At 67.2% G+C, this 23266-nt stretch carries 13 protein-coding genes; 2 read left to right on the top strand and 11 right to left on the bottom strand.

What is annotated here, in order from left to right:
* Positions 1-4: 4 nt before the first annotated feature.
* The 4 genes from ACREPD_RS04235 to ACREPD_RS04220 are packed head-to-tail and all read right to left on the bottom strand — an operon-like array spanning position 5 to position 8644.
* Entirely contained in the window at positions 5-2659 is a 2655-nt protein-coding gene (locus ACREPD_RS04235) for a glycoside hydrolase family 3 C-terminal domain-containing protein (RefSeq protein ID WP_431598160.1), read from the bottom strand.
* A gap of 29 nt (positions 2660-2688) precedes the next feature.
* A complete protein-coding gene (locus tag ACREPD_RS04230; RefSeq protein ID WP_431598140.1) occupies positions 2689-4377 on the bottom strand; it encodes a glycoside hydrolase family 43 protein in 1689 nt (562 codons plus the stop codon).
* On the bottom strand, positions 4377-6350 hold the full coding sequence (locus tag ACREPD_RS04225) for a sialate O-acetylesterase (RefSeq protein WP_431598139.1): 1974 nt from the start codon (positions 6348-6350) through the stop codon (positions 4377-4379). The genes ACREPD_RS04230 and ACREPD_RS04225 overlap by 1 nt, the downstream gene beginning before the upstream one ends.
* The gene (locus ACREPD_RS04220; protein WP_431598138.1) at positions 6347-8644 is read right to left on the bottom strand and encodes an alpha-glucuronidase family glycosyl hydrolase; all 2298 of its coding nucleotides are present in this window, start codon (positions 8642-8644) and stop codon (positions 6347-6349) included. The genes ACREPD_RS04225 and ACREPD_RS04220 overlap by 4 nt, the downstream gene beginning before the upstream one ends.
* Before the next feature lie 111 nt (positions 8645-8755).
* Here ACREPD_RS04220 and ACREPD_RS04215 point away from each other — a divergent pair, with 111 nt between their 5' ends.
* Positions 8756-9811: a LacI family DNA-binding transcriptional regulator gene (locus ACREPD_RS04215; RefSeq protein WP_431598159.1), complete on the top strand. Its 1056-nt coding sequence runs from the start codon at positions 8756-8758 to the stop codon at positions 9809-9811.
* A 17-nt stretch (positions 9812-9828) separates the two neighbouring features.
* Here ACREPD_RS04215 and ACREPD_RS04210 read toward each other — a convergent pair whose 3' ends face one another.
* From ACREPD_RS04210 to ACREPD_RS04180, 7 genes are all read right to left on the bottom strand, one after another.
* A complete protein-coding gene (locus ACREPD_RS04210) occupies positions 9829-12402 on the bottom strand; it encodes a glycoside hydrolase family 3 protein (RefSeq protein WP_431598137.1) in 2574 nt (857 codons plus the stop codon).
* Between the two features lie 14 nt (positions 12403-12416).
* Positions 12417-13751, bottom strand: coding sequence for a xylose isomerase (gene xylA, locus ACREPD_RS04205; protein WP_431598136.1), 1335 nt, complete (start codon positions 13749-13751; stop codon positions 12417-12419).
* Between the two features lie 43 nt (positions 13752-13794).
* Positions 13795-15288, bottom strand: coding sequence for a xylulokinase (xylB, locus tag ACREPD_RS04200; RefSeq protein ID WP_431598135.1), 1494 nt, complete (start codon positions 15286-15288; stop codon positions 13795-13797).
* A gap of 64 nt (positions 15289-15352) precedes the next feature.
* Positions 15353-16882 (bottom strand): tryptophan halogenase family protein, encoded by a 1530-nt coding sequence (locus ACREPD_RS04195; protein ID WP_431598134.1) that lies wholly within the window; start codon positions 16880-16882, stop codon positions 15353-15355.
* A 13-nt stretch (positions 16883-16895) separates the two neighbouring features.
* Entirely contained in the window at positions 16896-17915 is a 1020-nt protein-coding gene (locus tag ACREPD_RS04190; RefSeq protein ID WP_431598133.1) for a cupin-like domain-containing protein, read from the bottom strand.
* Between the two features lie 3 nt (positions 17916-17918).
* Positions 17919-18677, bottom strand: a complete 759-nt coding sequence (locus tag ACREPD_RS04185; protein ID WP_431598132.1) for a SapC family protein — start codon at positions 18675-18677, stop codon at positions 17919-17921.
* A gap of 67 nt (positions 18678-18744) precedes the next feature.
* Positions 18745-21876 carry a TonB-dependent receptor gene (locus tag ACREPD_RS04180; protein ID WP_431598131.1) on the bottom strand — a complete coding sequence of 1044 codons (3132 nt, stop codon included), beginning with the start codon at positions 21874-21876 and terminating at the stop codon, positions 18745-18747.
* A 325-nt stretch (positions 21877-22201) separates the two neighbouring features.
* Here ACREPD_RS04180 and ACREPD_RS04175 point away from each other — a divergent pair, with 325 nt between their 5' ends.
* On the top strand, positions 22202-23251 hold the full coding sequence (locus ACREPD_RS04175) for a LacI family DNA-binding transcriptional regulator (protein WP_431598130.1): 1050 nt from the start codon (positions 22202-22204) through the stop codon (positions 23249-23251).
* Positions 23252-23266 lie beyond the last annotated feature (15 nt).

The raw sequence follows: 23266 nt of genomic DNA, 5'->3' as shown, positions 1-23266 counted from the left end.
GGAATCAGTCACGGGCAGCCTCCACGGTGAACCCGGCCGTCGCGCGCAGATCCGCGCTGGAGCTCCCTACCCTCACTTCGTACGCCCCCGGCGGCACGACATACGCCCCCCGCGCTTCATCGTACTGGCGCAGGGCCTGGTGTGCGTCCAGATCGAAGGCAACGCTGCGCCGCTCGCCGGGGGCCAGGTGGATACGCTGGAAACCGTGCAGCGCCTGGAGTGCTTCACCCGGCGCGGCGTCCAGCCGGCGCACGTACAGTTGCACCACTTCGTCGCCTGCGCGTTTGCCGGTGTTGGCCACGTCCACCGTTGCCTTGAGGCGCCCGTCTGCGGCGATGCGCGGCGCATTGAGGCAGAGCTTGCCGTAGTCGAATGTCGTGTACGACAGCCCGTGCCCGAACGGATACAGCGGCTTCCCCCGGAAGTAGCGGTAGGTGCGGCCTTCCATCGTGTAGTCGTCGAATGCCGGCATTGTCTGGTCTGCTTTGTAGAACGTGACCGGCAGCCGTCCGCCGGGAGTGGTGTCGCCAAACAGCGCTTGGCCCACGGCGGTGCCGCCGCGTTGCCCGGGGTACCAGCTCATCAGGATCGCAGGCAGCTTGTCCTCGGCCCATTCCACGGCCAGTGCCGAGCCGCCGGTGAGCACCATCACCACCGGCTTGCCGGTGGCGTGCAGCGCTTCCAGCAGCGCCCGCTGCGGGGCCGGCAGGCGCAGGTCGGTGCGGTCGCCGCCGGCAAAGCCGGGGTAGTTGACCTTCATCTCTTCGCCTTCGACATCGCCGGTGAGCCCGCCGACGAACACCACCACGTCCGCACTGCGGGCGGCATCGAGCGCCTCCTCGAACGGCGGCTTGGCACCGGGCATGCGCCAGCCCAGCCGCACGCCTGCGTCGCGCTCGGCGTCGTAGTACTCGAGTTTGATGTCGTAGGCACGGCCTGCCTGCAGGTCCAGCTCCACGCCATCGCCGTGCAGCCGGTCGGCGTTGGCCCACTGGTCCAGCACGCGCTTGCCATCCACGTAGAGGCGGAAGCCATCGTCGGCGGCGGCCTCGATGCGGTAGCGGCCCGATACCGGCGGCAGCAGCTGGCCACTCCAGCGGATGCTGAACCCATCGGCGGGAATGCCCTGCCCCGGTGCCGCCTCGCCACGTGCCAACAGGTTGTCGGTGGGGGAGCCCCGGTCCCAGCGGAAACCGATCTGGGCGTCGGTGCGCACCAGCGCCGGCGTGCCGGAAAGATCGGCCGTGCGGAAGTACTCGCCGCGCAGGCCGCGCTCCGGGGAATCGGCCGAAGGACGCAGGTAGGTCGGTTCGATCAGCGGGGTCGCGCTGGGATCGTCGCGCCCTTCCACCAGGTCCACTCCGCGTGCATAGCGCACCTCCACGCCCTTGGCCGCGTCGCGGATGCCCTGCAGGATCGTCACCGGCGCCGCCGGGGTGCCGAAGTAGTTGCCGAGCAGCGCCATGGTGTCGTCGGCGGTCGGTCCGACCACCGCGATGCGCTTGAGGCTGCGTGACAGCGGCAGCACGCCATCGTTCTTCAGCAGCACCAGCGATTCCTGCGCGGCCTTCAGGGCCAGCGCGTCGTGCGCCGGCGCCTGGTTCACTGACGCCGGTATCCGCGCCCACTTCACGCGCTCGGGTGGGTCGAACATGCCCAACCGCATGCGTGCGGTAAACAGGCGCGTGACCGCGTCGTCGATCTCCGCTTCACTGATCAACCCCTGCTTCACCGCTGCGGGCAGCGTGGCGTATTCCTGGCCGCATTCCAGTTCGGTGCCGTTCTTGACCGCGAGTGCGGCGGCGGCTTCGCGGGTAGGCACGATCTTGTGATTCTTCCAGATATCGACGATGGCCCAGCAGTCGGACACGACGTAGCCCTTGAAGCCCCACTCACGGCGCAGCACGTCGCGCAGCAGGAACTGGCTGGCGCTGGCGGACTCGCCATACACCCGGTTGTAGGCGCCCATCACCGCATCCACCTGGCCTTCCTTCACCAGCGCCTCGAACGCCGGCAGGTAGGTGTCGTACAGATCGCGCTTGCTGGGCCGTGCATCGAAGTGGTGGCGGTCGGCCTCCGGGCCGCTGTGCACGGCCAGGTGCTTGGCGGTGGCGTCCAGCTTGCGGTACACCGGGTCGTCGCCCTGCAGGCCGTGCACGAAGGCCACGCCCATGCGGGAGGTGAGGTACGGGTCCTCGCCGTAGGTTTCCTGGCCCCGGCCCCAGCGCGGGTCGCGGAAGATGTTGATGTTGGGCGACCAGAAGGTCAGCCCCTGATAGCGCTCATGCGAGCCCTCGCGCAGGAACTGGTGGTGCTTGGCACGCGCCTCGTCGCTGATGGTGGTGGCCACCTGCCCCATCAACGGCACGTCGAAGGTGGCGGCCAGGCCGATGGCCTGCGGGAACACGGTGGCCTGCCCTGCCCGCGCGACGCCATGCAGGCCTTCGTTCCACCAGTCGTAGGCGGGAACGCCCAGGCGCTCGATGGCGGGTGCGGCGTTCTGCATCTGCGCGGCCTTCTCCTCCAGCGTCATCTGAGCGACCAGCGCCGCCGCCCGCGTTTCAAAGCTGGCCGAGGTGTCCAGCCACGGCTGCGGCTCGGCGGCATGGCCGACGGTCGCCAGGGTGATCGCGGCGCAGAGCGCCAGCGTGCGGAACATCGGGCTGGAGAGCCGGGGCCTGCGCGTCATCAGTTGCTCCTCAAGGCACGCTCATCGCGCGCAAATGGTCCCAGCAGAGCGCCCACGAAGCCGCCTGCACGATCGGTACTCAACACGGTTCCATCCACGTCGTCGGCGAGGGTCTGCCAGCTGTGCCCGTCGCCCGTGTCGAACGCGAATGCATAGCGGCCCTCGTCGCCGGTGATCTTCAGGCGTAGCGACGCGGATGCGTCCAGCTCCTTGGTGGCCAGCACTTTCTGCTCGCCGCTGCCGTCGCGCGCTTCGAGAAATACCGCCACGCGATTCTTCCCGATGCTGCGCACGCCCAGGAAGTACCAATAGGCCTCGTTCTGGAACGCCGCCAGCCCTGCCGCTACCCCCGCCGCCGGACGCGTCATCTGCGTGCTGGCCTCGAAGTGCAGGTGCTGTTGGCGCCGGCCGAGGAAGGCGGGGTTGCGCAGCGTGTCCAGGTTCTCCGGCAGCGGATGCACCGCCAGGGAGCCCGGACGCTCGCGAAGATCCGCCCACGGCTGTTTCGGGACGCGCACACGCAGCCATTCGTTGCCTAGCGCCGGCGCATCGAACTCATCGCGCGTGACGAAATTGCCGGTAGACGGTGCCTGCGCCGCATCGCCCTGCATCCAGGATGGCGCCTTGGCTACATACGGAATGGTCTGACCGGCCGGCAGGATCACCGGCCAGCCATCGCGCCACTCCACCGGCAACAGGTAGGTTTCCCGCCCGGTGTTGTAGTGCCGCGTGTCGTAGTTGCGGCTGGCCAGGAATACCGCCCACCACGAGCCGTCCGGGCCTTCCACCAGGTCGGCGTGGCCGGCATTGGTGATCGGCAACGGCCTGTCATTGGGCAGGTCGCGCTGGGTGAGAATCGGATTGCCCGCATACGGGATGTACGGCCCCCAGACGTCGCGGCTGCGCAGGACCACCTGGGAATGTTGCGGCCCGGTGCCACCCTCGGCGTCAGAAAGGTAGTACCAGCCATCGCGCTGGTAGAGGTGTGGTCCCTCGATCCAGATCGGGTTCTTGGCCGGTTCCACGCCCCCATCGATCAGCACTTTGCGCTGGCCTACCGGCTTGAATGCCGCCAGATCGATCTGCTGCATCCAGATCGCGCGGTGCCCCTCGTAGCGTGGCGGGCCCGGCGGCACATCGTTGTTGAGCAGGTACACGCGGCCGTCGGTATCGAAGAATAGCGACGGGTCGATACCCTCGATGCCGGGCAGCCAATGAGGGTCGGACCACGGACCCGCTGGATCGCGTGCGGTGGCAATGAAGTTGCCGCCACTGTCGACCGCCGTGGTGACCACGTAGAACGTTCCCTCGTGATACGAGATGGCCGGGGCGAAGATGCCGCGTGACACGCTGAGGCCGTCGAAGTCCAGCTGCGTGGGCCGGTCGATCACGTTGCCGATCTGCTTCCAGTGCACCAGGTCCACGCTCTCGAACACCGGGATGCCCGGGAAGTAGGTGAAGCTGGAGTTGACCAGGTAGAACTTGCCGTTGGCGCTGGTGATGCTGGGGTCCGCGTGGAAACCGGCCAATACAGGGTTACGGTAGTGCCCTGCAGGCAGGGCAGCGTCAAACGCTGCATCGTTCCCGGCGTATTCGAACCAGTCGAAGTACACCGGCGGCGCGGGAGTGGCCCCTTTCACCTGCAGGGCGGCGGACAACAGCAGTAACGTGGCAAGCAGCAGTCGCATCACGGAGCTCCTGCATCGGTGAGGGAGAGCTCGAACGGTCCCGCAGGTGCCCCGCTGCTGTCCCGCAGCGTGCAGACCGGGCCATCCGCCCAGCAGTAGCGGACGCGCGCGGCCGTTGCGGCCCGCAGGCTGTTCAGCACTACCGCATGGCCATCCAGCGTGGCGTCGGCGTAGGCGCAGTGCTTCGCCTCGGCATCGCACAGCTCAAAGCCGATAGGACCGTTCGCACCTGTCGCGACCAACGCACCAGTGACGCCGTCGAACGCGATCCGCACCTCAACCGACGTGCGGGATACGCTGCCGGGGGTCGGGCCGGAGGCGGCGAGTGCCTGTTCGCCATACACCACCTGCCGCGCCACCCGTGCCAGACGCCGGCCCAGTTCCTGCTTGTTCGGCGGATGGATGTCGTAGGCATCGCCGATGTCGATCGCCAGCGCCAGACCGGTGTGCGGGTCTTCCGCCGCAACGCGTCGCTGCGCCTCGCGCACCTGCGCCCAACCACTTTCCACCGGCGCTACGGGTGGCTGGCCGTAGGCGGCGAGCTGCACGACCAGCAGCGGCATCTGCGCGCCGAACCGGCTGCGCCAGTCATCACGCAGGCTGCGCAGCTTTGCCGCGTACGCCGAGCCGTCCCCGGTGTTGGACTCGCCCTGGTACCAGAGCATGCCGCGCAGGCCATAGTTCCCGAGCGGCGCGATCATGCCGTTGTACAGGGTCGACAGCCCCGTCGCCGACTGCCACGGCGCCAGCGGCGGTGCCTGGTCACCGGGCGCTGCCCGGTACTGCCATGGCGTGTCCAGAACGATCCGCGTGCCATCATCCAGTTGCACGGCGTGCGCACTTGCGGGGCCTGCCAGTCCGCCGTCGCCCCAGGTGTCCAGCACATTGACGACCACGGTGTTGGTGCCGGCCTTCAGCAGGCCGGGCGGCAGCGGATAGGATCGCGCATCTCCCGGGGCGTTCTGGCTGCCCACGGCTACGCCATTGACCCAGGTCACGTCGGTTTCATCGGCAGGCCCCAGCTCAAGGCGTGCGCCCTGCCCTGCCTGTGCGGCGGTGAGCGTCACCTGCGTGCGGTACCAGACCATGCCGTTGTACGCCGACAGCGCCGGTACGCCCCAACGCTCCCATGCGCCGAGCTGGGCCGGTGCTGCCTGCCATCCTGCGTGGTCTGGGCCGGGCTGCCAGGGTGCATCGCCCGGTGTTGCCCCTTCGCGCTGCATCCACCACTGTTCCCAGTGCTTCCCCCATTGCGCATTTGCCGCCGCAGGATCGCTGGAATAAAGCGCCAATACGTCCAGCGCCTCGTCCATGCCGCCCTGCGCACGCAGCGCATCGGCGCTGGTCCATGCCTCTATCCGCGAGCCGCCCCATGCCGACTGGATGAGTCCCATCGGCACGTTGACGGTCTTCTGCAGCTCCCGCGCGAAGTAGTAACAGGCGGCGGAGAAGTCGCGCACGGTGTCCGGTGACGCAGGGTTCCATGCAACGGGCCCGGAGAAACCGTTCTGTGACGCGACTGCCGCGGCCTTGGGCACGGTGAGCAGGCGGATGTCCGGATGTGTGGCCGATGCGATTTCGCTGTCGGCGTCGAGCGCGCGGCGTACCGGCAGTTCCATGTTCGATTGGCCGGCGCACAGCCACACGTCGCCCACCTGCACGTCCTGCACGGTCTGGGTGGCCTGGCCTGCCTGCACGTTCAGGACGTAAGGGCCACCCGCCGCGATGGGCTGCAGGGTTGTGCGCCAGTGGCCTTCTGCATCCGCCTCGGTGGTGACGGTCTGGCGCGCGAAGGTTACAGAGACGGTGGCGCCGGGTGGCGCATCGCCCCAGACCGGGATCGGTTGGTCGCGCTGCAGGACGGCGTGGTCCTGGAACAGGGGGTGCAACAGGGGCGTCACGGATTGCTGGGCCAGTGACGGCGAGACACAGCCCAGTAGAACCGCTGCCAATATCCAGCCTGATCTGCTCACCGCCCGTCTCCTGGTGCGGAAGGGAATTGAAGTGCCTCGTAGTACGACAGCGGGTGCGGGGGCGCGGCTTCGCCCGGCGGTAATGGGCGGCCGCTTATGGATTGGAAGTACGCGACGCTGGCGTCGCGCCACCATTGCGCTTCGCGCAGTTGGATGTTGAGGAAGGCCGCAATTTGTTCGTGGCGTTGGGCGTCCACGGTGTGCGGCAGCGGGGCAGAGCCCCGCTCTACGGCGGTGGGTGCTACGGGTGCGGCGGGATTGCGCAGCGGGGCAAAGCCCCGCTCTACGGCGGTGGGTGCTACGGGTGCGGCGGGATTGCGCAGCGGGGCAGAGCCCCGCTCTACGGCGGTGGGTGGCGCGGGTGAAACGGGTGCAGCGGGCGCCGTTGGGGACAGGGTTGCCCAGGTGGCTTGCATTGCTTCCACTTCGCGCACGCCTTGCGAATAGCGGCTTATCAGTTCGTCCCACAGGGGGCGCCCGGAGGCCATGCGGTGGTCCCAGGGCACGTGGTGGAACCACAGCAGCAGCGGCTCCGGCACCTGTGACAGGTCGCCATACTGGGCGGCCACTTCAGGGGCGTACTGGGCGACGGCGTTGCTGCCCTGCGCGGTGCGGTCGAAGCCGATGCCGTTGCGGTCGGCGCGGTGGTAGTACACCGCCGTCCAGTCCGCGCGCGGGCCGCCGTCGACCCACGGCCCGGGCCCGTAGTGATGCCCGCGCGCCATGAGGTGATGCAGGCCCAGCGGGGTCATGTAGTTCACCGCCGACTCGCGCGAGGCCATCATCATGCCGACGATGGGCTGCACCACGGCGGGGTCCGGCGAGAAGGTCATCGCCGCCCAGTCCGCCGCGATGTCGCGGGCCGATTGCGATGGATTCCATGCCAGGCGCCCGAAGGCGTACCAGTTGGCCTGATCGAAGTGCGAGCCGCTCCAGGTGCGGTCGGTGCCGATGTTGGCGACGCCCGCCATGCCGGTCAGCGACTGCGCCACGGTGGCGCCGTGGGGACGCTGGGTAGTGGCCCGCAGCACCTCTTCGTACAGCGGCCCCAGGTAGACCAGATGCGTGGCGAAGCCGAGATACTCCTTGGTGATCTGCACTTCCATCATCAGCGGCGTGCGCGGCATGGCTCCGAACAACGGGTGGAACGGCTCGCGCGGCTGGAAGTCGATGGGCCCGTTCTTCACCTGCAGAATGACGTTTTGGCGGAAGGCGCCGTCCAGGCCGACGAACTCGGTGTACGCCTGCGTGGCCCGATCGGCGGGCACGTCGTGCGCGTAGACGAACGCGCGCCACATCACCACCCCGCCGTGTGGTGCCAGCGCATCGGCCAGCAGGTTGGCGCCGTCGGCATGGGTACGGCCGTAATCCTGCGGGCCGGGCTGGCCTTCCGAATTGGCCTTGACCAGGAAGCCACCGAAATCCGGAATGCGCGCGTAGATCTCGTCGGCCTTGTCGCGCCACCAGCGCTGTACGTTCGGGTCGAGCGGATCGGCGGTCTTAAACCCGCCCAGTTCGATGGGCGCGCTGAAGCGCGCACTCAGGTACACGCGGATGCCGTACGGTCGGAAGATATCCGCCAGCGCGGCCGCCTTCTCCAGGTACGCCGGCGCCAAGCTCTGCGCGCTGGCATTGACGTTGTTCAGCACGGTGCCGTTGATGCTCAGCGAGGCGTTGGCGCGGGCGTAGTCCGTGTAGCGCGGGTCGCGCCAGTCCGGCAGCGTCTGCCAATCCCATAGTGAGCGGCCCGCGTAGCCGCGCTCCACATAGCCGTCCAGGTTGTCCCAGTGATCGAGCACGCGCAGCCGCAGCGTCGGCGACTCACGCACGGCAAGGCCGTCCAGCGATGCGCCCGTCTGCAACAGGCGCAGCAGATGGAACACGCCGTACAGCACGCCGATGTCGTGGCGTGCAGCCACCAACAGAACGTCTCGCCCGCCGATCTGGGTCACCTTGAGCAGGTAGCCCTCGTCGCCGAGCGATTCGACCTCGCCACGGAACGGCGCGATCAACGCTGACGACTGCGGGGTGCCCACCACCACGGCGTGCTCACCGGCCGCCGCAGCGTGCAGCAGCGGCGCGCGGCCGAGCAGCCCGGCCAGGCCACGCGCAAGCTCGTCGCGTGCAACTCGTTGTACGGGCGTCTTGTCTGGCGCTACCACGTCGCCCAATCGCATCCGGTAGTCCGCCGCGAGCGCAGGTTCGAGCGGGACGTAGCGCATCCACAGCGCATATCCGTCCTCCGCGCGCACGCTCGGCGCACAGGCCATCAAGGCCAACGCAGCCGCCAACATCCAATGACACCGCTCGACACCCGGACGCATCCGCAGCGTTGGCCGCAAACCTTGTAAGCTCGGGCGGTGCGCTGGATGCAGCAGCGTCACGACGAAGAACGGGAGCGCGTATTGGACAAACCGAAGAAATCGGTCCGCCGCAAAACCAGTGGCGTGACGATCGACGAGGTGGCGGCGCTGGCCGGCGTATCGCCGATGACCGTGTCGCGGGCGATCAACCAGGGCAAGGTGCGCGATGACACCCGCGAGCGCGTGATGCGCGCGGTGCAGGCGCTGGGCTACACGCCCAACCTGGCCGCAAGCACGCTGGCTGCCGCGCAGCACACGCGCATTGCACTGATCTACACCAATCCCAGCGGCGCGTACCTTCGCGAGCTGCTGGTCGGCCTGCTGCGCGGCGCGTCCAATGCGGCCATCCAGCTGGTCATCCACTACTGGGACAACCTGGACCCGGCGGCCGAGCGCAAGGCCGCACGTGCGTTGAACGGCCGCGTGGACGGCGTCATTCTGCCGCCGCCGCTGTGCGAGTCCCCAGTGGCCGTGACCGAGCTGGTCAAGGCGGGCATCCCCGTGGTTGCCATCGCGTCCGGCCACCTGCGCGACGACATCTCCTGCGTGCGCATCGACGACTTCCATGCCGGCAAGGAGATGACCGAACACCTGATCCAGCAGGGTCACACCCGTATCGGCTTCATCCGCGGGCGCAACGATCTCAGTGCGAGCGCGCGCCGCTACGACGGCTTTGTCACCGCCCTGCACGACGCCGGGCTGGAGGTCGAACCCGGCCTGGTCCAGCAGGGCGACTACACCTACCGCTCGGGGCTGGCGGCGGCCGAGCTGCTGCTCGCCCACCCCCGGCCGCCGACCGCGATCTTCGCCAGCAACGACGACATGGCGGCCGCGGCGATCTCCGTCGCACACCGACGCGGCCTCGACGTTCCCCGCGACCTGTCGGTGGTGGGCTTCGATGACACCTCCGCCGCCACCACCGTCTGGCCCGAGCTCACCACGCTGCACCAGCCGATCGCCGAGATGGCGGATGCGGCCATCGATATCCTGCTGCGTACCATCCGCCACAGAAGCGACGACGCGCGCGTCCTGACGGACCACGTGCTGCCGCATGGGCTGGTGATGCGCGACTCGGTCGCGCACCCGCCCAGGCGGTGATGGCGCAGCAGGCATCGTCACTTGCCGGGGCACGCGACGGTGACTTCCGCTTCGTTCAAGGCACCCAGCGCGACGCGTGACACTGAGACCATCATCGCGCCTGCGGTACCGAGCGACCAGGGGCGGTCCAGCTTGCCGACATCGGCGCCTGCCGCTGCCAGGCACTTCAACGGCACGCCCATACGCTTCCACTGACCGACCGGCAGCTTGGCCAGTGCAGGCCCCACCGGAACGCGGGCGGTGCAGCCGGTGCCGCAGCCCACGGCCAGCCATGCCTCACCCTGCGGTGCTGCATCCACCCGCAGCGTGGTCAACACCATCAGGTCACCATTGCTCTCGCGCTGCAGGTCCAGCGGCACGTGCGACTGCACCGCAACGGTGGCCTCACCCTTGCCCGACCAGGCCAGCCGGCGCGCGTCTTCCTGCACCAGGTGGTCCACGCCGGTGACCTTCAGCAGGTCGCCGTTGAGCGCCTCCGGCACTTTGGTGACGGTCACGCCCTGACCCGTGGCATCTTCCAGGCGCAGCGCCATGCCGGAGCCGGCATCGCCGCGTGCGAAGAACACACCGGCCGCGCCTTCGTTGCCGGTTACGCCCGAGACTTCCGGCAGTGCGGCCAGGTCGCCGTTGTCGGCGTAGGTCAGGCCGAAGCCGAACGCGAACTGCGGGTCGTAGTCCTTCTGGCCCACGTTGTTGGCGTACTGCACCGCCGTGCGCGGCCAGCTGAAACTCAGTTTCCCCTTGAAGTCGTGCTGCACGCTGCCGTCGGCCTTGCGCAGCAGCACGTCGGCGATGCCGCCGCCCTCCGAGCCCGGCAGCCATGCGGCCACGAAGGCATCGGCGGCATTGATCTCGCGGTTCACCCACAGCGGCCGGCCGCTCAGGAACACGGCAACCACGGGAATGCCGTCGGCCTTCAGCCGCTTGATCAACGCAAGATCGGACTCGTCGCCCGGCTTGTAGGCCAAGGTCGCCAAGTCGCCCTGGAACTCGGCATACGGATTCTCGCCGAACACCACCACGGCCACATCCGGCTTGGTGGTGTACTTGCCATCCACCGCCAACACCGCTTCACCGCCCGCGGCCTTGGCCTGCTGCGCGAAGCCTTCGAAGATGGTGTCCGCGTTTGGGAAGTCCTTGCGGGTGGTGCCGGTGCCCTGCCAGTTCAGCGTCCAGCCGCCGGCCTGCTTGCCGACATCGTTCGCCCCATCACCGGCCACCAGGATGCGCTGCTTCGGCGCCAGCGGCAGCACACCGCCCTGGTTCTTCAGCAGCACCAGCGATTCGCGTACGGCCTGGCGTGCCACGGCGCGATGCTCCGGTGCGCCGATCAGGGCGAACTGCCCACCGACCGCGCGCGACGACGGCTTGCCCGCCTCGAACAGATTCAGCCGCATCTTGACCCGCAGGATCCGGCGCACCGCATCGTCCAGGCGCTCCTGGGAGATGGTGCCGGCCTTCGCCGCGGCCAGCGTGGTTTCGTAGAAGCCCTTCCAGCTGTCCGAGGCCATCGCCATGTCCAGCCCGGCGTTGATGGTGGCCGGGCAATCGGTGGTGGTGCAGCCCTTGACCTGGCCGTGGCCGTTCCAGTCACCCACCACGAAGCCGCCGAAGTTCATGCGGCCCTTCAGCGCGTCGGTCAGGTAGGCCTTGTGGCCGTGCATCTTCTCGCCGTTGACGCTGTTGAACGACGCCATGACGGTCTGCGCGCCCGCAGCAATGGCCGTCGGGTAGCCGGCCGCATGGATGCGCACGAGCTCGGCTTCGCTGATGCGGGTATCGCCCTGGTCCTTGCCGTCATGGGTGCCGCCATCGCCCAGGAAGTGCTTCACCGAGGCGATCACATGGCGGCCGTCGAGGAAGGTGGACGAGCCCACCTTGCCCTGCAGGCCTTCCACCACCGCGCCGGCGTAGCTGGCCACCACCTCGGGCGATTCGGAATAGCCCTCGTAGGTGCGCCCCCAGCGGTCGTCCTGCGGTACCGCCACGGTGGGCGCGAATGCCCACTCCATGCCGGTGGCGCGGGTTTCCAGCGCGGTGATCTCCCCGATCCGTCGCACCAGGTCCGGGTTGCGTGCCGCGCCCAGCCCGATGTTGTGCGGGAACAGCGTGGCGCCGACGATGTTGCTCTGCCCGTGCACCGCGTCGATACCGAACAGCACCGGGATCGCCTTGCCGCCCTGCGAGGTGTCCATGGACGCTTCGTAGAACGCATCGGCCAGCGCCAGCCATTTGGCCGGCGCGGCGTCGTAGCGGCCGCCCGGGTCGGAGTTGCCGCCGGCAAGGATGGAGCCCAGCCGATACTTGCGCACGTCGTCCGGCGTGATGCTGGCGATGTCGCCCTGCACCAGCTGGCCGACCTTCTCTTCCACCGTCATGGTGGCCATCAGGTCGGTGATGCGCTTTTCCAGCGCCGGATCGTCGGGCAACGGCCAGGTCACCTGGGGCCAGGGGTTGGCGTCTGCCTGAGGCTGGGCCGCGGCTGGTGCGGCCGGCTTGTCGTCGCCCTTGCAGGCGGCGAGCGCAAGCAGGAGCGCGGCCAGCAGATACCCGGTGCGACGCGTGGCGGTGTGGTTCGTCATGGTGCTCATCCTTGCCGGTGGGCTCAACGCAGCAGGTACTGGTTGATCAGGTTTTCGTAACGCTCCTGCTTGCCGCTGATCTGCTTCGGTTCGCCGCCCTTGGCGCCGAGTGCGGCCAGCTCGCTCAGGCTCAGTGCGCCCTGTTCGAAGTCCTTGCCCGCACCGCTGTCGAAGCTGGCGTAGCGCTCCTTGCGCCACTGTTCCCACGGCGATTCGTTGAGCAGGCCGTGGGCCACTTCCAGGCCGCGGGCGAAGGCGTCCATGCCGCCGATGTGGGCAATGAACAGGTCGTCCAGGTCGGTGGATTCGCGGCGCACCTTGGCGTCGAAGTTCAGGCCGCCCTCGAGTCCGCCCTGGCGCAGCACCACCAGCATGGCGCCCACGGTGTCGTACAGGTCGGTCGGGAACTGGTCGGTGTCCCAGCCGTTCTCGGCATTGCCGCGGTTGGCGTCGATGCTGCCCAGCAGGCCGTGGTCGGAGGCGACCTGCAGGTCGTGTTCGAAGGTGTGGCCGGCAAGCGTGGCGTGGTTCGCCTCGATGTTGAGCTTGAAGTCCTTGTCCAGCCCCTGCTCTTTCAGGAAGCCGGCCACCGTGGCGCTGTCGAAGTCGTACTGGTGCTTCATCGGCTCCATCGGCTTGGGCTCGATCAGGAAGTTGCCCTTCAGGCCGATGCTGCGGCCGTAGTCGCGCGCCATGGTGAGGAAGCGCGCGAAATGGTCGATCTCGCGCTTCATCTGGGTGTTCACCAGCGAAGCGTAGCCTTCGCGGCCGCCCCAGAACACGTAATGTTCGCCGCCCAGTTCCACCGTGGCCTCCAGTGCCGCCTTGACCTGCACGGCGGCGCGCGCCACCACGGCGAAATCGGGATTGGTGGACGCACCGTTCATGTAGCGCGGGTGCGAGAAAAGGTTGGCCGTGCCCCACAACAGCTTCATGCCGGTGGCGTCCTGGCGCTCCTTGGCCAGTCCGACCATGTGCTTGAGGTTCTTTTCGTACACGCCGACGTCGTCGGCATCCGGCGCCAGGTCGATGTCGTGGAAGCACCAGTACGGCACGCCCAGCTTGGTGAAGAACTCGAACGCGGCGTCCACCTTGGCTTCGGCCGTGGCCATTGGCGATCCGGCTTCCCACGGGAAGTGGCGGGTGCCCGGGCCGAACGGGTCGTGCCCGGCATTGCAGAAGGTGTGCCAGTAACAGACCGCGAAGCGCATGTGCTCCTGCATGGTCTTGCCGCCGATGACCTTGTTCGCGTCATACACCTTGAACGCGAGCGGATTGTCCGAACCCCGGCCTTCGAAGGGGATGCGGCCGATACCGGGGAAGAATTCCTTGGCGCCGATGAAGGGTTGCGTGCTCATGGTGCGTGTTCCTTTCGTTGTGCGGGGTGTCGCGTAGAGGGAATCAGCCGCGCTGCAGCGGCGTGATGGCGTCGAGATAGCGCAGGTAGCGCGCGTAGGCTTCGGCATAAGCCGCAGTGCGCGTCGGATCCGGGCGTGCCGACAGCTGCGGGTCGAGCGCCACGTGGCGGTTGGCGATGTCGGCGATGCTGGCGGCATCGCCGCGGGCGTGGCCGAGCGCCCACAGTGCCTGCAGCGCCGCACCGAATGCGGCGCCTTCGGACTGGGTCGGCACGTCCACCGGCAGCCCGAACACGTCCGCGACCAGCTGGCGCCACGCGCCACTGTTGCTGCCGCCGCCGGTGAGCACGATGCGGTCGAACTGCATGCCGGCACGGACGAAGGCGTCGTAGCCGTATTTCAGGCTGTAGGTGGCCCCCTCCATGGCCGCGCGGTACAAGTGCGCCGGGGTCATGTTGGTGGTGTCCAACCCGGCCAGCACGCCTTTGCCGTGCGGCAGGTCGGGCGTGCGTTCGCCGTTGAGGAACGGCAGCATCACCAGGCCATCCGCGCCAGGCGGCGTGGTGCGCAGGTGCCCATCGCCGAAACGGGTACTGAAGTCGAAGGCGTCGGCCACCTGTTCGGTCACCACGGTGCAGTTCATGGTGCAGATCAGCGGCAGCCAGCCGCCGGTGGACGAGCAGAAGGCGGCCCACGCGCCGTCCGGGTCGACCACGGGTGTATCGGAATAGGCGAACAGCGTGCCCGAGGTGCCCAGGCTCATCGCCAGCCGCCCCGGTGCCACGCAGCCGGTGCCGATGGCCGCCATCATGTTGTCGCCGCCACCGACGGCCACCTTGACGCTCGCCGGCAGCCCGAACGCCTTCGCCGCAGCAGGGGCGATGTCGAACAAGGCCTCGGGCGCTGCGATGGGCGGCAGGCAGGCGGCAAGGTCGCGGTCCGGGTCGGTCGCGCGCAGCAGCTCCGGCGACCAGGTGCGGGAACGCACGTCGAGCCAGCCCGTGCCGGAGGCATCACCGTATTCGCAGAACCGTTCGCCGGTGAGCACGAAGTTGAGGTAGTCGTGCGGCAGCAGGATGGTGGCGAGACGTGCGTAGGCATCCGGCCGGTGTGTCTTCGTCCACGGCAGTTTGGAGGCGGTATAGCCGGCCAGGATCGGGTTGCCGGCCAGCGCAATGGTCTGCGCCGGGCCGCCTGCCGCGTCCATGATCTGCACGCATTCGGCCGAGGTGCTGGTGTCGCACCACAGTTTGGCCGGTGCCAGCACGTCCCCTGCTGCATCCACGGGTACGAAGCCATGCTGCTGCCCCGAGACCGCCAGCGAGGCGATCCGCGAACGCACGTTGGCCGGAATTGCCGCGAAGCACGCGTGCAGCGCCGCCACCCAATCGGCCGGGCGTTGTTCACGGCTGCCATCGGCGCCGCTGTCCAGTTCGAGCGGCGCGCTGCTGCTGGCCACCACGCTGCGCTTGGCCGGGTCGTAGACCAGCACTTTCAGGCTTTGTGTACCTGCATCGATTCCGGCAACCAGCTCCATCCCATACACCCCGTAGTTTCTGAAAGGTAGCGCTACCAATTTCGGGCGGCAAAGCGGTTTCCCGCTATGCGACAGCCACGCCCCGTTGCCACACCTCGGGTGCGGCCTTGCAGTAGCGCGCGATGAAGTCCGCCTGCGACGGCATGGTCGCCACCGCCTGCTGCACCGGCTGTTGGATCCGCGCCAGCAGCGTGCGCAGGTCCGCATCGCTGATGGCGCGTGCCAGCGGGTGTGGCGGCCCCGGTTGAATACCCTGCCCCATCAGCACGCTGGTCCAGGAATCCACGCGGAACAGCTCGCCCGGGTCCTGCCAGGCATGCGCGCGTTCGCGCCAGGCGCGCAGTCGCACGGCCAGCGACTCGGGCAGTTCCATCTCGCGGCAGGCCTTCCACATCGGCTCGTCGCGCTGGGTGGCGTGGTAATGCAGGATGATGAAGTCACGCACGTGCTCCATTTCCTGGCGGCCAACATCGTTGTACAGGTCCACCAGCGTCGGGCTGATGCCGTCGAACGGGAACAGCTGGATCAGGCGCACCACGGCGCTGATCGTGAGGTGGATGCTGGTCGACTCCAGCGGCTCGATGAAGCCACTGGCCAGGCCGAGCGCCACCACGTTCTTGTTCCAGGCCTTCAACCGGCGGCCGCTGCGGAACGGCACCAGCCACGGATCGCGCAGCGGCTCGCCCTCGACATCGCGCAGCAGCTTGGCCTGCGCCTCGTCGTCGGACATGTGCCGGCTGGAGAACACCAGCCCACAGCCGACCCGGTGCTGCAGCGCGATGTGCCAGCGCCACCCGGCCTCATGCGCGATGGCACGGGTGTACGGCACCGGCGGCTTGACCGATTCGGTCTGCACGGCAACCGCGCGGTCGCTGGGCAGCCATTCGTTCCAGCCTTCGTAGCCGGTGTGCAGGGTCTGCTCGGTCAACAGCCCGCGGAAGCCGGTGCAGTCGATGAACAGGTCCCCGTCGAGCACCTGGCCGTCTTCCAGCACCAATGCAGAAACCGAGCCGTCATGCGCGTGTTGCCGTACTTCGCGGATCTTGCCTTCCACCCGGCGCAGGCCCTGCGCTTCGGCGCGGCGGCGCAGGAACTTCGCGTAGAGACTGGCGTCGAAGTGGTAGGCGTAGTTGACCTGCGGCTGGGTGTGCAGCGAGAACTGGTCGCCGCGCGAGGCCACGCTTTCCAGGCAGAAGTCGCCCAGGTCCGAGGGCATGCCACGGCGCAGGCTGTCCAGCCAGAAATGATGGAACGGCGTGGCCCAGGTGTTCTGCCCGATGGTGCCGAAGGGATGGATGAAGCGATCGCCCGGGCGGCGCCAGTTTTCGAACGAGATCGAGAGCTTGAACGTGCCGGCCACGGCCTGCATGAACTCCTGCTCATCGATCTGCAGGAAGCGGTGGAAGGTGCGGATGGGCGGCACGGTGGACTCGCCCACACCGACGGTGCCGATCTGCTCGGATTCCACCAGCGTGATATCCAGCTGGTCGCGGAACTGGTGCGACAGCGCGCAGCCGGCCAGCCACCCTGCGGTGCCACCGCCGGCGATGACCACTTTGCGGATCCGCCCTTCTGTCGTGTTCGCAGCGTTCAAAGCGAGGCCCCCATCAGCGGTTGAGTCGACTGAGCAGCTGCGCGCGGGTGCGGCGCGCCTGCGTCTCGTCGAACGGTGCAAGCTCACCCCGGGCGGCATCGGGCAGGTGCTGCCCTGCGCGCTCCCCGGGACCGAACACGTAGTACTCGAAGATCTTTGCCCAGGCCTGCTTCTCGCGCGCGGGCAGATCGCGCAGCGCCCACATCGCATGCTGCAGTGCCGGCAGTGGTGAGGACAGGAAGCTGGGCACACTGCGCCACCAGTAGTTCACCAGCACGTTGAACGGTTCCAGGCTGCGTACGTGGTGCCACCACATGCTGGGAATGAAGATGGCGTCGCCGGGCTCCAGCACCGCGGTCTGCGCGCTGGCCAGCGCGTCACGGAACCGCGGATGGCGGTCGAAATCAGGATGATCGAAGTCCACCACGCTGACCACCTGCCCGCCCGGGGTGGGTTCCAGCGGCCCCGGGTAGAGGTTGTCGATCTGCTCCGGCGGAAACAGGGTGAACTTCCGCCGGCCCACGGCGCAGCACGCCAGGTTGTCCGGGGTGTCGTAATGGCAGGAGGCGGTGACGCGGTTGCCGATCCAGATGCTGGCCGAGGCATCGATGCTCTGCCCCGCCAGCCCGGCGTCGTTGGCCTGCGCAAAGCCGGGCAACGCACGCTCGATCAGCAGCGAAGCGACATAGTAGGTGGGCGGCTGCGCGACTTCGAGGGTGTCGCTAATCTCGTCCAGCACCTGGCTCAGCAGCCCGCGCCGCACCTCGAAATTCAACTGGGTGAAGTCATCGTTGTAGAACGGGCGCCCGGCGATCTCCGGGCCACCGAAGGAATACTGCACCGGCACGCCGGCATCGAAGCCGCGCAGGTAGCCCAGTGCCTCTTCCGTGGAGCGCAACCCGGCCTGTACCAGCGCCCAGTCGCGCGCGATGCCGCGCAGCACCACCGGCTCGCCGGCGGCGACCAGCGCCTCCAGCGGCAGCGCATCGGGCTGCAGGCCTTCCAGGGTGCGCATGGCAACGCCGTCGAGCATCGCTCAGTTCCTGCCTGCGGCCATGGCGGCATCCTGCGTGCGCAGCCGACGCTGTTTCTCGGCAATCAGCCGCCGCATGTTGTGCAGCGAGGCCAGCATCAGGTACGCCCCTTCCAGGTAGCCGGCGCGGTTGAGTTCGGCCAGCGCGGTACCGTCCAGCTGGGCCAGTCGATCACGGTCGATCGCATGCAGGCCGTTGACGTTGACCCGGTTCTGCGGGTCGAGCTGCACGTCGAGCGTGACCGGTTGAATCAGTCCTTTCGTGTCGAGCATGGCAAACATCTCGGCGCCAAAGGCATGGCCGTCGTGGATCCCACGCAACACGGTTGCGATATGGTCCAGGTAAGCGCTGTTGCCGCCCTGCGGCAGGAACACCGGCTCACCCTGCGCCGTATTTACGCGCGGGTGGTCGAGGTCAACATGCAGCACCGCTTCCTGTGTGAGCGCGCCATCAATGCGATTTTCCTGGAACCCGATGAGGAACGGCCCCTTGGCCGCCGCCCCGGGCAGATAGGACGCGTTCCAGCGCCCTTCCTGCAGATACAGGTTCTCGTGCTGCTCGAACCCCAGCAGGACCACCGACTGCCACTCCCCCGTGGCGGCGTCCCTGCGCAGGAAGATCGGGTATTCCCGCTGCAGCTCGGCGTACTCGCTCGGGTAGGCGGGCACCATGCCGACCGCGTCGCCAAATTCGGGCCCGAACCCGGTTGCTACACGCAGCTCCCGGTGGGCGATGTTGTTGAGCATTTCGTAACGCGGCATGTGTAGTCCAATCCCTGCAGGAGCCTGCACGGGTGCCGCTGCCGAAACAGCGGCACCCGTGGCCTGTTCAGAACCTGTAACGAACGCCAAGCATGTAACGCGGATCCTGGTCGGCCAGCTTCACCATCATCTGCGAGGTGCGCGAACGCCAACGCACGTCCTCACCGGTGAGGTTGATCGCTTCCAGGCTGAAGGACCAGTTGTCATTCAACGTGTAACCCACGCTGAGGTCCCACTGGTCGTACGCTTCCACATAGTACGGGTTTCGGCTGGAGCCCTGGTTGGCCAGGATCAGATACTTGTCGCGCCAGTTCCAGGCCAGGCGGACCGACCAGCCATACTTTTCGTACATCAGCATGGCGTTGGCGGTGTCGCTGAGGCCGGTGAGCGAGAACTGGTCAACGTTCGGATCCCCGCCGTCATTGAAGCCCACGTCACCATTGACGACGGTGTAGTTGGCCAGCACGCCGAACCCGGTGTCGCCGAAGAAGTACTGCCCGCCCAGTTCCCAGCCATGCAGCGTGGACTGGTTCTGGTTGATGGGGCGGTTGACGTCGAACTGGTACAGCGGGTCGGCCGCCGTGCCATACAGGTCGTACGCCGCCTCGGTGGCCAGCACCTGTGCGTCGGTGCCGTTGTAGGCGCCCAGCCCGGCCGGGTTGTTGCGCAGCAGCGCCAGCGCGGTGAACAGCGAGGTGTCATTGGCCGAACAGGCCGCCGCGTTGGCCGGGCCCACCTGGGCGAGGCAGGCTCCACTGGTCAGGAAGCCCAGCGCCGTCTGTGCGTCCGGACCGGAGGTCGGGTCGCGCAGGCCGTACAGGTTTTCCCGCACGACGGTGTTGCCGACGAAGTTGTCGACCCGCTTGTTCCAGTAGGTCACCGACAGGTAGCTGGCATCGGCGAAGTACCATTCCAGTGCCAGATCGAGGTTGTCCGACTCCAGCGGCTTCAGGGCCGGGTTCTGCGCCGTGCCACTGGCCCGCGAGGACGGATCGATCAGCACCGAGCCGAACGGCTGCTGTGCGGTCGGGCCGGCATACAGGTTGCCGATCGGTGCCCGTGCGATGCTCTTGCCGAACGAGATGCGGCCCTTCAGGTCGTCCAACAGGTCGATGCTGAAGTCCAGGTTGGGCAGGATGTAGCTGTAACTGGTCTTCTCGGTGAAGGGTTGCTTGTCATCGGACAGCAGCACGCGGAAGTCGTTGTTGGCCTGCCACTGGATGGATTCGGGCGTGGCGATGATCGAGGTCGACACGACATCGGTGGTTTCGTAGCGGACGCCCAGGCGCGTATTGGTGCGGTGGCCGCCCAGATCGCCGTCCAGCTCGATCTGCACATAGGCCGAGTTGGTCTTCTCTTCGACCCGGTTGTCGGCGGCGTTCTGCGGGCTCACGCCCAGGTTGGCGCCGTAGTACTGCCCTGCCCACTGCGCCAGCCGGCCCGCGTCACCGCGCCAGGCGCTGAAGCTGTTGACGTTGAAGTCGTTGAACAGGCCGACGATGTTCACCGGCTGCAACAGGTCCATCAAGCCATTGGCCACATCCCCGTTGACATTGGCCACGCCCCAGTCGCCCAGGGTGTTGTAGTTCTCCGCGGCCTGGATGCGGTGGGTGGTCTGCTTGCTGGAGTCCACGCCGAACTGGAAGCGGCCCTGGTCGAAGGCCCACTCGCCGTCGATGCGACCCTGCTTGATCTCGCTGATCTGGGTCTGCGAATTGATGCGCAGCACCTGCGAGCCGATCTCGCCCGGCACGAAACCGCCGTTGACGATGCCATTGGTCTTGGCGATGGCATCGGCAGCGGACGGGTACCAGACCTGGGTGCCCACCGGCAGGCCGTTGTTCCACACCATTTCCTGCACGTACGTGCCACCGCACTGCGGGCCGGTGGTGCAGTTGTTGGTGCCGGCGATACTGGAGAAGATCGAGCCACCGCCGGTGAGCGGATCGTTCGGCCGGCTCTCGTTCTTCGAGTCGTGGCCGTCGAAGCTCAGCTTGAAGCGGTCGGTGATGTTCCAGGTGGCATTGAAGCCGAGCGAACCCAGCTTGTACTTCTGCATGCTGCGCTGCTGTTCGAGCCCGAAGTCCTTGGTGCCGGCGATTTCGCGGATGTAGATCGGCGTGGCCACCGCACCGCTGGTGTCGAAGGTCACATCGGTGTAGTTGCTGTTCTGCAGCCACATGCCCTGCTCGCCACGATTCTCTTCGATCTCGTTGGTCGAATAGGTGTAGTCCAGGGTCAGGGTCACCGCGTCGGTCGGTGCGAACTGCAGCACCGCCTGGCCATTGATGCGCTCGCGCTCGAATTCGGCGAATGCATAGCGCAGGTCGTTCGGGCGCCCGTACAGCGCGCCGATCGCCGGTGCATTGGTCACCGTCGGGTTGCCGGGCATGGTCCCGGTCCACGGCTGGATGTTCCAGTAATTGTTGGTGGCCTGCACCGAGCCACCCTTGCGCTTCTGGTAGCTCGCGCTTACGCCCACGCCCCAGGTCTTGTCCGGGTTGGTGTAGCTGAAGATGCCGGAAAGTTCAGGGGTCAGGTCGTTGTCGAACGGCTGGCTCTGGTCGGAGACGACCTTGGCCCCGGCACTGGCAACGGTGCCCTCATGGTCGAACGGACGCGCGGTGAGGATGTTGATGGTGGCGCCGATACCACCGCTGGGCACGTTGGCCTGGCTGGTCTTGTAGACCTCGATGCCATTGACCGCTTCGGCCGCCAGCTGCGCGAAGTTGAAGGCGCGGGTACCGCCGTCCACACCGCCGATGGCGACCTGCCCCGCCGCGCCGAACGCGTCGGCACCGGGCATCTGGCGGCCGTTGAGGGTGACCATGTTGAACTGCGGGCCGAAACCACGCGCGGTAACCTGCGCGCCTTCACCATCACGGCGCTCGATCGAGATGCCGGTAATGCGCTGCAGGGATTCGGCCAGGTTGGTATCGGGGAATTTGCCGATGTCTTCGGCACTGATCGCATCCACCACGCCGGCCGAGTCGCGCTTGATGTCCATCGCCTGGCTGAGGCTGTTGCGGATGCCGGTCACCTGCACGGTGTCCAGCTGTGTCGGGCTGGCCTGCGACTGCTGCGTGGCAGCGGGCGCCGTGGCCGGTGCGTCCTGCGCGAATGCGGGATTGATGACCAGGACACCGCCCACGAAGGTAAACATGGCCCTGGATGTGAACTTCGCCAGCTTCCTGCTCATGAATGAGCCCTCAGGTCTGGGATACGACGGAAAGCACAAGCGCTCATGACTCTCCCCTCTGACATACGATCGAATGGATGCATCACCCCTTGCTGGGGCACGTACGGGCGACGCCCGTCTTCCACACCGAACCTCGCGGCGCGCGTGTTGAGCGCACTGCGAGTCAACCTCGCTTACAGGCTTGCCAGAACAACCGCGCGGTAAAGGGGGGGTACACGCTGAGCCTTACCCCGGCTCAGTGGTAGCGCTACCATCGCGTCAGGGCGCAGACTAATCACTCGATGACAGCCCTGTCATCATGCAGCGCAGCAAAGGAATCGATTCCTTGAAAAACAGCCAGAAAGTGGTGCGTCGGAAAGGCAGTGCAATCACTATCGATGAAGTCGCAGCGCACGCGGGCGTGTCGGCCATGACGGTTTCGCGTGTAATCAATGGGCACTCCAGCGTGCGCGAGGACAACCGCGAACGGGTCATGCGCAGCGTGCTCGAACTGGACTATCGGCCCAACCTGGCTGCAAGCGCGTTGGCCGCGGCGCAACACACCTGCATCGCGTTGATCTACACCAATCCCAGCTCCAGTTACCTGCGCGAACTGCTGGTGGGTGCGATGCGCGGGTCTACACGGGCGGCAGCGCAGATGGTGATCGTCACCTGGGATGGATTGGGTCCGAAGGCACGCCGCGAGGCGGCACGGCAACTGTGCAGCAGCGTGGCGGGTGTGATTCTGCCGCCGCCGCTGTGCGAATCGAAGGAGATTGTGGACGCATTCGTCACCGCCGGCATTCCCGTGGTCTCGATTGCGTCCAGCCACTTCAGCGATCGCATTTCCTGCGTACGCATCGATGACCGCATGGCGAGCCAGGAGATGGTGGCGCACCTGATTGCCCACGGGCATACCCGCATCGGCTATATCACCGGTGACCCGAACCAGACCGCCAGCGCGCATCGCTCCCAGGGCTACCGCGATGCGCTGGCCGCCGCCGGCATCGGCTACGACGCGGCGCTCGTCCAGCCGGGCTACTTCACCTATCGCTCTGGATTGGACGCTGCCGAAACGCTGTTGACGCTTCCCCAGCCACCGAGTGCGATTTTCGCCAGCAACGACGACATGGCGTCCGCCGTGGTTTCCGTGGCGCACCGTCGCGGCCTGGAGGTGCCAGGCGATCTTTCCGTGGTGGGTTTCGATGACACCTCGGCCTCAACGATGGTGTGGCCGGAACTGACCACCATCCATCAGCCGGTGGCGGAGATGGCGGACGCCGCCATCGATATCCTGCTGCGCGAAGTGCGGCGTTCCCCTGCCTCGCCGCGCCTTACCGTGAACCAGGTGCTCGCGCACGAATTGATCGTGCGCGATTCGGTGTCACGCCCGTAGGGCGTTGAAGCGACG

The organism is Stenotrophomonas sp., assembly GCF_050737075.1.
In the GTDB taxonomy this organism is placed as follows: Bacteria; Pseudomonadota; Gammaproteobacteria; order Xanthomonadales; family Xanthomonadaceae; genus Stenotrophomonas.
This window is presented reverse-complemented; position numbering and strand designations above follow the sequence as displayed.

Bases quoted from the DNA above. Each gene is read 5' to 3' on its own strand.
- ACREPD_RS04210 (WP_431598137.1), bottom strand. From the start codon at position 12,402: ATGAGCACCATGACGAACCACACCGCCACGCGTCGCACCGGGTATCTG.
- ACREPD_RS04190 (WP_431598133.1), bottom strand. From the start codon at position 17,915: ATGCTCGACGGCGTTGCCATGCGCACCCTGGAAGGCCTGCAGCCCGAT.
- ACREPD_RS04185 (WP_431598132.1), bottom strand. From the start codon at position 18,677: ATGCCGCGTTACGAAATGCTCAACAACATCGCCCACCGGGAGCTGCGT.
- xylA (WP_431598136.1), bottom strand. From the start codon at position 13,751: ATGAGCACGCAACCCTTCATCGGCGCCAAGGAATTCTTCCCCGGTATC.
- ACREPD_RS04180 (WP_431598131.1), bottom strand. From the start codon at position 21,876: ATGAGCAGGAAGCTGGCGAAGTTCACATCCAGGGCCATGTTTACCTTC.
- ACREPD_RS04230 (WP_431598140.1), bottom strand. From the start codon at position 4,377: ATGCGACTGCTGCTTGCCACGTTACTGCTGTTGTCCGCCGCCCTGCAG.
- ACREPD_RS04235 (WP_431598160.1), bottom strand. From the start codon at position 2,659: ATGTTCCGCACGCTGGCGCTCTGCGCCGCGATCACCCTGGCGACCGTC.
- ACREPD_RS04220 (WP_431598138.1), bottom strand. From the start codon at position 8,644: ATGTTGGCGGCTGCGTTGGCCTTGATGGCCTGTGCGCCGAGCGTGCGC.
- xylB (WP_431598135.1), bottom strand. From the start codon at position 15,288: ATGGAGCTGGTTGCCGGAATCGATGCAGGTACACAAAGCCTGAAAGTG.